Consider the following 13240-nt stretch of genomic DNA (forward strand, 5'->3'; position numbering starts at 1 on the left):
CTCCCGGTGAGCCGGGGCGGGCGCGTGCCGCCCGCCCCGGCCTACTCCTCTTCCTCCCGGCCGATCCGCTGCAGGACCGCGGTGATCGCGGCCGAGGCGCTCTTCGCGGCGTCGGAGGGCTCGGCGCCGTTCAGCACCTTGGTCATGTACTTCTTGATCGGGTTGTCGGCCTCGACGTCCCCCCACTTCGGCGAGGCGGGCGTGGCCCGGCCCTCCACGGCGCCCTTCGCCATGGCGGCCACACCTTCCTCGCCCGCCACCGCCGAGGCCAGACTGCCCTTGTTGGGTACGTAGTTCATGGTGCGGGCGAGGTCGGTCTGCCACTTCTCGCCCGCCAGCGCCTGCACCACGTCGAGCGCCGCGCGACGCGCGTCCGTACGCTCGGGAACCACCAGGTCGGAGCCTCCGATGAAGACGGCTCCCGGCTTGTCCGCGCTCTTGCCGGGGAGCGGGAAGAAGCCGAGCTTGCCGCGCAGTGCCGGGTTCTTCTGCTCGACGAGCTTCGCGGTGCCGGGGGTGGAGATGATCTGTGCGATGTCTCCCTTGGCGAACATGTCCGCCTGCGGGGGCTTCTGTTCGTCCGCGTCCCGGGGCCCGCGGCCGAGCCCTTGCAACTCCTTGTAGAAGTCCATGCCCTTGAGCGCGGCCCCGGTGTGCAGCGCGCCGCTCCACTTGCCGCCGGCGTCGACGGCGAGGTCGCCGCCCTCGTCCCAGATGAAGCCCGACAGCGTGTACCAGTCCTGGCCGGCGAGGTAGATGCCCTGGTTGCCTTCGGTGTTGAGCGTGCGGGTGACGTCCAGCCACTCGGCGCGGTCGCGCGGCGGGGCCTTCACCCCGGCCTGCTCGAAGAGGTCCTTGCGGTAGATGACCACGCGGTTGGCGGCGTACCACGGAATGCCGAACTGCGCGTTGTTGATCCGCCCCGGCTCGGCCAGGCCGGGCAGCCAGTCGTCTCCGCCGAGGTCGCGGACCGACTCCAGGGTGAGGTTCTGCAGCCCGCCACCGTCGGCGTACTGGGCGACCAGGGTGTTGCCGACCTCGATGACGTCCGGCGGACTGTCGCTGTCGAGGGCCTTGGTGACCTTGGGGCCGATGCCGCTCCACGGCTGGATCTGGATGTCCAGCCGGGTGCCGGCGTGCTCACGCTCGAACTCCTCCGTGAACCGCTTCAGGAACTCCGGCGAGGCACTGTCCTGCATCAGCCAGACCGTCACGGTCCTCGACTTCGGCTCGGAGGAGGAGCCGGGCAGCATCCCGCAGCCGGCGAGCAGCGCTCCGGTGGAAGCACACACGATGGACACGGCTATGAAGCGTTTCTGCACATAGTTCACGGATCAAGAAATTGGCATGGACCAATCGGCGGGTCAAGGGGTTGAGAAGCATCCGGTGCGGGAATTGTGCGGGCGCCACCGCGTTGAAACCTCTGTGAGCACAGCAATCGCACAGACCCGGTTTTCCGTCCTGGACCGTTCCCGCACCCGCGAGGGGCACGACGGCCCGCAGGCGCTGCGCGACTCGGTACGCCTGGCGCAGCAGATCGAAGCGCTGGGCTACCACCGCTTCTGGGTCTCCGAGCACCACAGCGTGCCCGGGGTGGCCGGATCCGCCCCGACGGTACTGGCGGCCGCCGTCGCCGCGGCGACCTCCACGATCCGGGTGGGCACCGGCGGAGTGATGCTGCCCAACCACCAACCCCTGGTGGTGGCTGAGCAGTTCGGGGTGCTCGAAGCGCTGTTCCCCGGCCGGATCGACATGGGGCTCGGCCGCTCGGTGGGCTTCACCGACGGGGTGCGCAAGGCGCTCGGGCGGGACAAGGACGACGCCGACCGCTTCGCGGAGCAGCTGGCGGAGCTGCTGCTCCGGTTCACCGGCGGCGGCCCCGTGCACGCCTACCCGGCGGAGGGACTGCGGGTGCCGCCGTTCGTGCTGGCGACCGGCGAGGGCGCCGGGATCGCGGCCGCGGCCGGTCTGCCGGTGGTGGTCGGCGACCTGCGCGGCCGGGAGAAGCTGTTCGACGTGGTGGAGCGCTACCGCGCGCGGTTCCGCCCGTCCGTGTGGGCACAGGAGCCGTACGTGGTGCTCGCCGGGACGGTGGCGGTCGCCGAGAGCGAGGAGGCCGCCCGGCGGCTGCTGGTCCCGGAGGCCTGGTCGATGGCCCGTTCCCGCACCCACGGCACCTTCCCGCCGCTCTCCCCGGCCGAGGACATCGAGCGGCTGGCCGCCCCGGGCGGCTCCATGAGCGACAAGGAGCGGGGCCTCTACGAGAGCGGACTGCTCGGCCATGTCCACGGCACGGCCGAGCAGGTCGAGACGGCCCTCACCGAGGTGATCGAGGCCACCGGCGCGGACGAGGTGCTGGTCACGACCAGTACGTACGACCGAGTGGGCCTCCTTGACTCCCACCGCCGACTGGCGGACCTGGTCGACCGCGCCCGGCGGGCCACACCCGCGCACGCCTAGAATCGGAGTGTTTGTCCGGTGGCGGCGACCTCCTGCCCCGCCGTCGTCCCCGTTCGTACGGAGTCCCCGATGCAGAGCCCCCACGATGGTTACGTCCGTGTCCGGGGCGCCCGCGAGCACAACCTCCGCAACGTCGACGTGGACGTCCCGCGTGACGCCCTCGTGGTGTTCACCGGCGTCTCAGGCTCCGGGAAGTCCTCGCTCGCCTTCGGCACGATCTACGCGGAGGCGCAACGCCGCTACTTCGAGTCGGTCGCGCCGTACGCCCGTCGGCTGATCCACCAGGTCGGCGCCCCGCGGGTCACGGAGATCACCGGTCTACCTCCCGCCGTCTCCCTCGAACAACGCAGGTCGGCGCCGTCCTCCCGGTCGTCCGTGGGGACGGTCACCACCCTCTCGAACTCGCTGCGGATGCTCTTCTCGCGCGCGGGCACCTATCCGGCGGGCGCCGAGCGCCTGGACTCGGACGCGTTCTCCTCGAACACCGCAGCCGGGGCCTGCCCCGAGTGCCACGGACTGGGCCGCGTGCACGGCACCAGCGAGGAACTGCTCGTACCGGATCCTTCGCTGTCGATCCGCGACGGCGCGATCGTCGCCTGGCCGGGCGCCTGGCAGGGCAAGAACCTCCGTGACGTGCTGGACGCGCTGGGGTACGACGTGGACCGGCCGTGGCGGGAGCTGGCACAGGAGGACCGCCACTGGATCCTGTTCACGGACGAGCAGCCGGTGGTCACCGTGCACCCCGTCCGCGACGCGGGCCGCATCCAACGCCCCTACCAGGGCACGTACATGAGCGCCCGCCGGTACGTCCTGCACACCTTCGCCGACACCAAGAGCCAGTCCCTGCGCACCAGGGCCGAGCGCTTCCTGACCAGCTCGCCGTGCCCGGCGTGCGGCGGCAGCAGGCTGCGTCCCGAATCCCTCGCGGTCACCTTCGCCGGCCGTACGATCGCGGAGCTGGCGGCGCTGCCCCTGGCCGAACTCGCGGAAGTCCTCGCGGCCCACGAGGGCGGCACGACCGCCCGTGTCCTCACCGACGACCTGCGCGCCCGCATCGCCGTCGTCACCGAACTCGGCCTCGGCTACCTCGGTCTGGACCGCACCACGCCCACGCTCTCCGCCGGGGAGCTGCAACGCCTGCGGCTGGCAACCCAGTTGAGGTCGGGGCTGTTCGGCGTCGTCTACGTCCTGGACGAGCCGTCGGCCGGCCTCCACCCGGCGGACGCCGAGGCCCTGCTGGTGGTGCTCGACCGGCTGAAGGCGGCCGGCAACTCGGTCTTCGTCGTGGAGCACCACCTCGACGTCGTACGCCGCGCCGACTGGCTCGTGGACGTCGGCCCGGCGGCTGGCGAGCACGGCGGGCAGGTGTTGCACAGCGGGCCTCCCGCAGCACTCGCCGAGGTCCCGGAGTCCGTCACGCGCCGCTTCCTCCTCGACCGGCAGCCGCCGCCCCCGCGCACCGTACGCGAGCCGTCCGGCTGGCTGAAGCTCGGACCGGTGACGCGGCACAACCTGCACGGCCTCCAGGCGGAGCTGCCGTTTGGCGCCCTCACCGCGGTGACCGGTGTGTCGGGCTCGGGGAAGTCCACCCTCGCCGGACAGATCACCGACGAACTCCCGGGCGTGCAGCGGCTTGTGACGGTCGACCAGAAACCGATCGGGCGCACTCCGCGCTCCAACCTGGCGACCTACACCGGACTTTTCGATGTCGTGCGCAAGCTGTTCACCGAGGAACGGGAGTCCAGGGCGCGCGGGTACAAGGCGGGCCGGTTCTCCTTCAATGTGAAGGGCGGGCGCTGCGAGACCTGCCAGGGCGAGGGGTTCGTCTCGGTGGAACTGCTCTTTCTGCCCAGTACCTACGCGCCCTGCCCGGACTGCCACGGCGCCCGCTACAACCCGCGCACGCTCCAGGTCACGCACCGGGGGCTGAACATCGCGGAGGTGCTGGACCTGACGGTGGAGGCCGCGGCTGACTTCTTCGCCGGCTCCCCCGCCGCCGCCCGCAGCCTGCACGCGCTGCTGGAGGTGGGGCTCGGGTACCTGCGCCTCGGTCAGCCCGCGACCGAGCTGTCGGGCGGCGAGGCCCAGCGCATCAAGCTGGCCTCGGAGCTGCAGCGGTCCACGACCCGGCGCGGGCACACCCTGTACGTGCTCGACGAGCCGACCACCGGCCTGCACCCGGCGGACGCGGAGGTCCTGATGCGCCAGCTGCACGGGCTCGTCGACGCCGGGAACACGGTGGTCGTCGTGGAGCACGACATGGCGGTCGTGGCGGGCGCGGACTGGGTGCTCGACCTCGGCCCCGGCGGCGGGGCCGAGGGTGGCCGGATCGTGGCGGCGGGCCCGCCGCGCGAGGTGGCCAGGTCCGGGCGCAGCAGAACCGCGCCTTACCTGGCCAAGGAGTTCGCCCCCGCTCCCGCTAGGCCTGCTGCTGCGGCTCGATGAACTGGGCGTCGATCTGGATCTTCACCACGTCACCGAGCATCGCGTCGGCCGCCCCGAAGTTCAGGCCGAAGTCACTGCGCCGGATCTGCCCCTGGGCCTCGAACCCGGCGTGCTTGCCGCCGAACGGGGTGTCCACCACCCCGCCGAACTCCACGTCGAACGAGACGTTCGCGGTGACGTCCCCGATCGTCAGCTCGCCCTCCAGGGTCCACTCCTCCCCCTCCCCGTGAGCACCCGTGGAGCGGAAGGTCATCGTCGGGCGCTTCTCCACGTCCAGCAGGTCGGACGCCCGGACGTGGGCGTCACGCGCCTCGTTGCCGGTGTCGATCGAGGTGAGGGCGACGGTCGCGTGCACCGAGCTCTGCGCGAGCGTCGTGCCGACGACCAGCGCGGACTCCACCTCGGCGAACCGGCCCCGCACCTTGGAGATACCGAGGTGACGGATGGTGAAGGCGACGGAGGAGTGATGGGTGTCGAGTTCCCAGCGGCCCGGGGTCAGGGGGAGAGGGAGGGTGGCGGTGGTGGTCTGTGCGTCAGTGGTCATGTACCCAACCTGAGGCCGGCGGCCCTCCGGAGGAAGACCGGCCCGATGGTGGTAGTGGGAGGGACACCATCCGGCAGCGGGCGGAGGGTTACGATCCGGGGGTGAGCGACAACGAGCTGGGGGCCTTCCTGCGTGCCCGCAGGGAAGCGGTGACACCCTCCGAGGTCGGGCTTCCCGAGGGCCCGCGCCGACGCACCCCGGGGCTGCGCCGCTCCGAGCTGGCCACGCTCGCCGGCATCAGTGTCGAGTACCTCACTCGGCTCGAACAGGGCCGTGACCGCAATCCGTCCCCGCAGGTCCTGGCCGCTCTCGCCGACACCCTGCGGCTCTCCGGGGAGACCCGTCTCCACCTGGGCCGGCTGCTGAAGCACGCCAACGACCACAAGCTCCTGTGCCCGGCCGCGGAGACGCCGGTCCGCCAGGTGCGCCCCACGGTGCAGGCGCTCCTGGACCGGCTCGACCCCGCACCGGCCGTCCTGCTGAACCGGCTGAGCGAGGTCGTCGCCTGCACCTCGGGCTACGAACGTCTGTCCGGCCCGGTGGGGCTGCTCGACGGCGTCCGGCCGAGTCTGCTGCGTTACGTCTTCACCGATCCGCGCGCCCACGAGACCTATCCCGACTGGGGCCGGGTCGCCGACACGCAGTTCGGCATGATCGGTTTCGATCTGGGCCGCGACGACCCCCATGTCTCCCGTCTCGCCGACGAGCTGGTGGTGACCGCGGGAGCCGAGTTCACGGACCGGCTCGCCGCCCCGCCCCGGCTGCCGGTGCGCAGCGGGCTCGAACGCTTCGTCCACCCGGAGTCGGGCGAGCTGCGCCTGGCGTACGAGACCTTGGACCTGCCGGACGCCGACGGCCAGCGGCTGCTGGTGCACCTGCCATCCGACGAGTCGACGGCGGCGGCCCTGGACCGGCTCACCGGGCGCAGGCCGGGTGCCCTGCGCGCGGTGAACGACTGACGGCGCCGCCGCCGAGGACGTCCGGGCCCTCGCCCGGAGCACTCACCGCCGCCGGGGGGCGCTACCGCCGCGACTTCCTGTTCGCCCGCAGCCACTCCTTGTTCATGGCCGCGATGGACGGCAGCGGAATCCCCTTCGGGCAGGCGGTGGCGCACTCCCCGGTGAGGGTGCAGCCGCCGAAGCCCTCGTCGTCCATCTGCGCGACCATGTCCAGGACCCGGCTCTCGCGCTCGGGTGCGCCCTGCGGCAGCACGTTGAGGTGGTTGACCTTCGCCGAGGTGAACAGCATCGCCGAGCCGTTCGGGCAGGCGGCGACGCACGCCCCGCAGCCGATGCACTCGGCGTGCTCGAAGGCGAAGTCGGCGTCGGCCTTGGGCACCGGTGCGGCGTGGGCCTCGGGCGCGGCACCGGTCGGCACGCTCACGTAACCGCCGGCCTGGATGATCCGGTCGAAGGAGGACCGGTCCACGACCAGGTCCTTGACGACGGGGAACGCCGCGGCGCGCCACGGCTCGACGTCGATGGTGTCGCCGTCGGAGAAGGACCGCATGTGGAGCTGGCAGGTGGTGGTGCGCTCGGGGCCGTGCGCGTCACCGTTGATGACGAGCGAGCAGGCACCGCAGATGCCTTCGCGGCAGTCGTGGTCGAAGGCGACGGGGTCCTCGCCCGAGAGGATGAGTTCCTCGTTGAGGGTGTCGAGCATCTCCAGGAACGACATGTCGGCCGAGATGCCGTCGATGTCGTAACTGGCCATCGCCCCGGGGGTGTTCGGATTCTTCTGGCGCCAGACGCGCAGGGTGAGCCTCATGCGTAGCTCCGCTGGGTGGGGTGGACGTACTCGAAGACGAGGTCTTCCTTGTGCAGGACGGGCGGCCCCGGGGTGTACTCCCAGGCGGCGGCGTACGAGAAGCGCTCGTCGTCGCGGGCCGCCTCCCCCTCCGGGGTCTGGGACTCCTCGCGGAAGTGCCCGCCGCAGGACTCCTCCCGGTGCAGCGCGTCGAGGCACATCAGCTCGGCGAGCTCCAGGTAGTCGACGACGCGGTTGGCCTTCTCCAGCGACTGGTTGAACTCCTCGCCGGTGCCGGGCACCTTGATCCGCCGCCAGAACTCCGCGCGGATCTCCGGAATCCTGCCGAGTGCCTTGCGCAGGCCCTCCTCGGTCCGCGCCATCCCGCAGAACTCCCACATCAGCTCGCCGAGTTCGCGGTGGAAGGAGTCGGGGGTGCGGTCGCCGTCGACGGCCAGGAGCCGCTCGACGCGTTCCTGGGTCTCCCGTACGACAGCGGTGGCGGCCGGGTGGGAGGCGTCCACGGGTTCCTGGTGGGCGTGCCGGGCGAGGTAGTCGTTGATGGTGGACGGCAGCACGAAGTACCCGTCGGCCAGCCCCTGCATCAGAGCGGAGGCACCGAGCCGGTTCGCGCCGTGGTCGGAGAAGTTGGCCTCGCCGATCGCGAAAAGTCCGGGGACGGTGGTCTGGAGGTCGTAGTCGACCCAGAGGCCGCCCATCGTGTAGTGCACGGCCGGGTAGATCCGCATCGGCGTCGCGTACGGGTCCTCCGCGGTGATCCGCGCGTACATGTCGAAGAGGTTGCCGTACTTCTCCTCGACGGCCTTGCGGCCCATCCGGGCGATGGCGTCGGCGAAGTCCAGGTAGACCCCCTGGCCGCCGGGGCCCACTCCCCTGCCCTCGTCACAGACGTTCTTGGCGGCGCGGGAGGCGATGTCGCGGGGCACGAGGTTGCCGAAGGAGGGGTAGATGCGCTCCAGGTAGTAGTCGCGCTCGTCCTCGGGGATCTCGCCGGCGGGGCGCCGGTCGCCCTGGGCCTTGGGCACCCAGATGCGGCCGTCGTTGCGCAGCGACTCACTCATCAGGGTCAGCTTGGACTGGTGCTCGCCGGTGCGCGGGATGCAGGTGGGGTGGATCTGGGTGAAGCACGGGTTGGCGAACCAGGCGCCGCGCCGGTGCGCCCGCCAGATCGCGGTGGCGTTGGAGTTCATGGCGTTCGTCGACAGGTAGAAGACGTTGCCGTAGCCGCCGGTGGCCAGGACCACGGCGTCCGCGAAGTAGCTGTCGATCCGGCCGGTGATCAGGTCGCGGGCGACGATCCCGCGGGCCTTGCCGTCCACCACGATCAGGTCGAGCATCTCGGTGCGCGGGTGCATCTCCACCGTGCCCGCGGCGATCTGCCGCGACAGCGCCTGGTACGCGCCGAGCAGCAACTGCTGCCCGGTCTGGCCGCGCGCGTAGAAGGTCCGGGAGACCTGGACGCCGCCGAACGAGCGGGTGTCGAGGAGGCCGCCGTACTCGCGGGCGAAGGGGACCCCCTGGGCGACGCACTGGTCGATGATCTCGACGGAGATCTGGGCGAGCCGGTGCACGTTGGACTCGCGGGCCCGGAAGTCGCCGCCCTTGACGGTGTCGTAGAAGAGGCGGTGCACGGAGTCGCCGTCGTTGCGGTAGTTCTTGGCGGCGTTGATGCCGCCCTGCGCGGCGATGGAGTGGGCCCGGCGCGGCGAGTCCTGGTAGCAGAACTGGACGACGTGGTAGCCCTGTTCGGCGAGGGTGGCGCCCGCCGCCCCGCCCGCGAGTCCGGTACCGACGACGATGACGGTGTGCTTGCGGCGGTTGGCCGGGTTGACCAGCTTCGCCTCGAAGCGCCGGGTGTCCCAGCGCTCGGCGACCGGCCCGGCCGGGGCCTTCGTGTCGGAGAGCGGGTCCCCGGCGGAGTAGTCGACGTACGAAGAGGTCATGTGTCAGCCCACCAATCCGGTCATGACGGCGACCGGCACGGAGAGGAAGCCCACGGTCAGCACGAGGGCGAGGAGGTTCGCGAGCACCTTCAGCGCGCGCTCTCGGGCGGCGTTGCCCACGCCGAGCGTCTGGGCGGCGCTCCAGAAGCCGTGCCTGACGTGCAGGCCGACGGCGAGCATGGCCACGACGTAGATGACGTTGCCGTACCAGGTGGAGAAGGTGGCCACGACGTTCTCGTACGGATGCCCGGACTGTGCGTGCGTGTTGACGGTCAGGGTCGTCAGGTCGAGCAGGTGCCACACGATGAAGAGCAGCAGGATGACGCCGCCCCAGCGCATGGTCCGGGTCGCGTAGCTCGCGCGCCTGCGCCGGTGGGCGTACCCGACGGGCCTGGCCCGGATGTCGCGGCGGCTGAGCTGGTAGGCGGCCACTCCGTGCCCGACGACCGCGGCGAGCAGCAGCACCCGGACGATCCACAGCGCCCACTCGTGGTGCAGGACGGGGGCGCCCATGGTGCGCAGCCAGTGCGCGTAGCCGTTGAACTCCTCCGTACCGAAGAAGATCTTCAGGTTGCCGATCATGTGGGCGACGAGATAGCCGAGCATGATCAGCCCGCTGACGGCCATCACGGTCTTCTTGCCGACGGTCGACCCCCAGAAGGTGGGGCGCCTCGTGGGCGGTTTTCGGGAGGGCGCGGTGTCCTGCCGCGATGCCAGAGCCATGGATCAAGACGCTAGGGCCGAAGGACCCCAGTGGTCCAAGACATGGTGCGGCTCATCTCCATAGGGAAAATCTATCGAAGCACCTAGACTGGGTTCATGCAGTTCCAGCAGCTCCGCTATTTCGTGGCCGTCGCCGGGTCGAGACACTTCACCCGGGCCGCCGAGGAGCTGCACGTGGCGCAGCCCTCGCTCTCCCAGCAGATCCGGTCGCTGGAGCGGGAGCTGGGGGCGGACCTCTTCACCAGGGCCCGGGGCAACATCGCGCTGACCGACGCGGGAGAGGCACTCCTGCCGCTCGCCCGGCGCATCCTCGCGGACATGGACACCGCCCGCCACGAGGTGCAGGAGCTGGCGCAGCTGCGCCGGGGCCGGGTCCGCCTCGGCGCGACACCGAGTGTGTGCACGGGCCTGCTGCCCGATCTGCTGCGCGCCTTCCACGACGCCCACCCGGGGATCCAGCTCCTCGTCGAGGAGGGCGGCTCGCACGACCTCGTACGGGAACTGGCGCGCGGCGCCCTGGACCTGGCCCTCGTCGTCCTGCCGCTGCCCTCTCCCTCCCCCGCGCTCACCACGGTGGAGCTGCTGCACGAGGACCTGGTGGTGGTGTCGTCCCCCGCCGCCCGCGCGCCCCGCGGGCCGGTGCGCATCGCGGATCTGCGGGACGAGCCGATGGTGATGTTCCGGCACGGCTACGACCTGCGGGAGCTGACCGTCGGCGCGTGCCGTGCGGAGGGCTTCGAGCCGGTCTTCACGGTGGAGGGCGGCGAGCTGGACGCGGTGCTCGGGTTCGTACGCGCGGGGCTCGGCCTGGCCGTCGTACCGCGGATGGTGGCCGAAAGGGCCGGGACCGGCCTGCGGGTGACCCCGCTGGCCAGGCCGGGCCTGCACCGCACGATCGCACTGGCGCACCGGAGCGACGTGGCGCCGACCCGTGCGGCCAGGGAGCTGCAACGGGTGCTGCTGAGCCGGCCCGGCTGACCCTCGCGGGCCGGCCGGGCGGACATCAGGCCGGGGTCACGGACCTGGTACGCGGGCGTCAGACCGCGTCGGTGAGCACCAGGGAGTGGATGCGGTCCGGGGCGCCCGGACGGGCGTAGTACCAGCCCTGCGCCGTGTCACAGCCCAGCTCCCGCAGCCGGTCGGCCTGGGCGCCGGTCTCCACGCCCTCCACGGTGACGGCCAGCTCCAGGCTGTGGGCGAGCGAGACGATCCCCTCGACGATCTTGAGGTCGACGGGGTCCGCCGGGTGCCGCTGCATGCTCTGGGTGAAGGAGCGGTCCAGTTTCAGCACGCTCACCGGGAGGCGGCGCAGGTTGGCGAGGTTGGAGTACCCCGTGCCGAAGTCGTCCAGGGCGATGTCGACGCCCATCTCGGCGAGCTGACGCAGCGGTTTCAGCAGGTCCTCGTCGGCCCCTATCAGCGCGGACTCGGTCACCTCCAGGCACAGCGCGCCCGGCGCGAGACCGGCGCGCTCCAGCACCTCGACGGTGTCGGCGACCAGGCCGGGGTGGTGCAGCTGGGTGGGCGAGAGGTTGACGTTGATCCGCAGCGGTCCGCCGTCGGCGTGCTTCTCCTGCCAGAACTTGGCCTGGGTCACGGACTCCTGGAGGACCCACCGGCCGAGCGGCACGATCAGCCCGGTGTGCTCGGCGAGCGGGATGAACCGGTCAGGGCCGAGTACGCCGTGCTGCGGGTGGCTCCACCGGACGAGGGCCTCGGCGCCGTGCACGCTGCCGTCACCGAGGTGCACCAGGGGCTGGTACTCGATGAAGAACTCGCCGCGCTCCAGGGCGGCGGGCAGCGCGTGGGTGAGGCCGTGCCGGGTGATGGCGCGGGCGTCGGCCTCGTCGTCGGCGAACTCGAAGCGGTTGCCGCCGGCGGACTTGGCGCGGTACATGGTGATGTCGGCGCTGCGCAGCACGTCCGCGGGGCCGCGCTCGCCCGCCGGGCCCTCCACGATGCCGATGGAGCCGCGCACGGTGATCTCGCGGCCCTCCAGGTGGATCGGGGTGGCCAGCGCGGACAGGATCCGGCCGGCCAGGTCGTCGACCTCGCGACGGGTGTCGGGTCCGGTGGTCAGGGCCACGAACTCGTCGCCGCCCAGCCGGGCCACCATCTCGCCGGGGGCGGTCGCACAGCTCTGCAGCCGGTCGGCGACCTCCACCAGCAGGCGGTCGCCCGCCGAGTGCCCGAGGCTGTCGTTGACGGCCTTGAAGCCGTCCAGGTCGAGGTAGCAGAGGCCGAAGCGGGGGGCGCCGCCCACCGCCAGGGCCTTCTCCAGCCGTTCGAAGAACAGGGTGCGGTTGGGCAGTCCGGTGAGCGCGTCGTGGGTGGCTTCGTAGCGCAGACGCAGATTGAGCAGCCGGCGTTCGGTGGTGTCCTCCATGAGGGCCAGCTGGTACTGGGGGCGCCCCTGCGCGTCACGCAGCAGGGACACCGTGAGGTTGGTCCACAGGACGGTGCCGTCGCCGCGGTAGAAGGCCTTCTCGCAGCGGTAGTGGTCGCGTTCGCCGCGCACCAGTTCCCCGTACATCCGCCATACCTGGTCGGTGTCCTCGGGGTGCCCCCAGTCGCTGACCTTGCGGCCGCGCACCTGGGCGTCGAGGCCGCCGAACATGCGGGTCAGCGTCTCGTTGATCTCAAGGATCGTGCCGTCGAGCGCGGCGATGCCGATGCCGACGGCGGCACCCTCGAAGACCGCGCGGAAGCGCTCCTCGGTGGCGTGCAGTGCCTGCTGGGCCTCGCTGCGGGCGGTCAGTGCGGAGCGGGCGATGGCTTCCTGCTCGCTCAAGGTGCGCTCGCGCAGCGCCTGCGCGAAGCCGGCGGCGATGCCGTGCTGGAGCCTGGCGCAGCGGGCCCGGTTCTCCTCGGCGCCGGCCGGGGAGCCGTCATCGGCGCCGCAGTAGAGGACGAGGTACGAGTCGACCACGCCGAGGGTACGGACGAGGGCGTCGGGGTCGGTGCAGTGCGCGCCGACGAGCGCCGCGCCGATCTCGTGCGCGGGCGCCGCGTCGAACGGCCGCCGGTGCAGGGCGGCGCCGAGCCGCCGGGCGAGCGGCAGGAGGAGCAGCTCGAACTCGGGCCGGGTCAGGGAGGTGGCGGTGGCCGGGAAGATGGCCCGGCTCCAGATCGTGGCGAACCGCCGCAGCCGGTCCTCCGGCCCGTCGGGCACGGGACCGTCCTGGGCGGGGGCGTCCTGGGCGGGGGTCTGCCGCGCGGGGGCACCGTGGCCGGGGACGTGAGTCGCGGGGACGTGCGGCGCGGGGGCGCCACGGCCGGGCGCTTGCGGCGCGGGGACATGCGGTCCGGGGGCGCCACGGCCGGGGACGTGCGACGCGGGGACGTGCGGTCCGGGGAC

10 protein-coding genes are annotated in these 13240 nt (G+C 71.8%); 4 read left to right on the plus strand and 6 right to left on the minus strand.

Annotated elements, in window-relative coordinates:
* Window positions 1-41 precede the first annotated feature (41 nt).
* Window positions 42-1322: an extracellular solute-binding protein gene (locus ACIQM4_RS29660; protein ID WP_401597996.1), complete on the minus strand. Its 1281-nt coding sequence runs from the start codon at window positions 1320-1322 to the stop codon at window positions 42-44.
* A 103-nt stretch (window positions 1323-1425) separates the two neighbouring features.
* Between ACIQM4_RS29660 and ACIQM4_RS29665 the strand changes: the two genes are divergently transcribed.
* Window positions 1426-2460, plus strand: a complete 1035-nt coding sequence (locus tag ACIQM4_RS29665) for an MsnO8 family LLM class oxidoreductase (RefSeq protein ID WP_401597868.1) — start codon at window positions 1426-1428, stop codon at window positions 2458-2460.
* A gap of 69 nt (window positions 2461-2529) precedes the next feature.
* On the plus strand, window positions 2530-4905 hold the full coding sequence (locus ACIQM4_RS29670; protein ID WP_401597870.1) for an ATP-binding cassette domain-containing protein: 2376 nt from the start codon (window positions 2530-2532) through the stop codon (window positions 4903-4905).
* On the opposite strand, the gene ACIQM4_RS29675 is transcribed toward ACIQM4_RS29670, so the two are convergent.
* Window positions 4880-5449, minus strand: coding sequence for a YceI family protein (locus tag ACIQM4_RS29675; protein ID WP_401597872.1), 570 nt, complete (start codon window positions 5447-5449; stop codon window positions 4880-4882). The genes ACIQM4_RS29670 and ACIQM4_RS29675 overlap by 26 nt on opposite strands.
* Window positions 5450-5550: 101 nt before the next feature.
* Here ACIQM4_RS29675 and ACIQM4_RS29680 point away from each other — a divergent pair, with 101 nt between their 5' ends.
* On the plus strand, window positions 5551-6408 hold the full coding sequence (locus ACIQM4_RS29680) for a helix-turn-helix transcriptional regulator (protein ID WP_401597875.1): 858 nt from the start codon (window positions 5551-5553) through the stop codon (window positions 6406-6408).
* Window positions 6409-6469: 61 nt separating this feature from the next.
* On the opposite strand, the gene ACIQM4_RS29685 is transcribed toward ACIQM4_RS29680, so the two are convergent.
* The 3 genes from ACIQM4_RS29685 to ACIQM4_RS29695 are packed head-to-tail and all read right to left on the minus strand — an operon-like array spanning window position 6470 to window position 9882.
* Window positions 6470-7216 carry a succinate dehydrogenase/fumarate reductase iron-sulfur subunit gene (locus tag ACIQM4_RS29685; protein WP_401597878.1) on the minus strand — a complete coding sequence of 249 codons (747 nt, stop codon included), beginning with the start codon at window positions 7214-7216 and terminating at the stop codon, window positions 6470-6472.
* Window positions 7213-9159, minus strand: a complete 1947-nt coding sequence (locus ACIQM4_RS29690; RefSeq protein ID WP_401597881.1) for a fumarate reductase/succinate dehydrogenase flavoprotein subunit — start codon at window positions 9157-9159, stop codon at window positions 7213-7215. The genes ACIQM4_RS29685 and ACIQM4_RS29690 overlap by 4 nt, the downstream gene beginning before the upstream one ends.
* A gap of 3 nt (window positions 9160-9162) precedes the next feature.
* Entirely contained in the window at window positions 9163-9882 is a 720-nt protein-coding gene (locus ACIQM4_RS29695) for a succinate dehydrogenase cytochrome b subunit (RefSeq protein WP_401597884.1), read from the minus strand.
* Between the two features lie 96 nt (window positions 9883-9978).
* On the opposite strand from ACIQM4_RS29695, the gene ACIQM4_RS29700 reads away from it, so the two are divergent.
* Entirely contained in the window at window positions 9979-10860 is an 882-nt protein-coding gene (locus tag ACIQM4_RS29700) for a LysR family transcriptional regulator (RefSeq protein ID WP_401597887.1), read from the plus strand.
* 58 nt (window positions 10861-10918) lie between these two features.
* Here the strand turns inward: ACIQM4_RS29700 and ACIQM4_RS29705 are convergent, their stop codons facing one another.
* The gene (locus ACIQM4_RS29705; RefSeq protein WP_401597889.1) at window positions 10919-13054 is read right to left on the minus strand and encodes a putative bifunctional diguanylate cyclase/phosphodiesterase; all 2136 of its coding nucleotides are present in this window, start codon (window positions 13052-13054) and stop codon (window positions 10919-10921) included.
* Between the last annotated feature and the right edge of the window lie 186 nt (window positions 13055-13240).

Origin of the sequence: Streptomyces sp. NPDC091272 (genome assembly GCF_044757485.1) — a bacterium.
Lineage (GTDB): Bacteria > Actinomycetota > Actinomycetes > Streptomycetales > Streptomycetaceae > Streptomyces.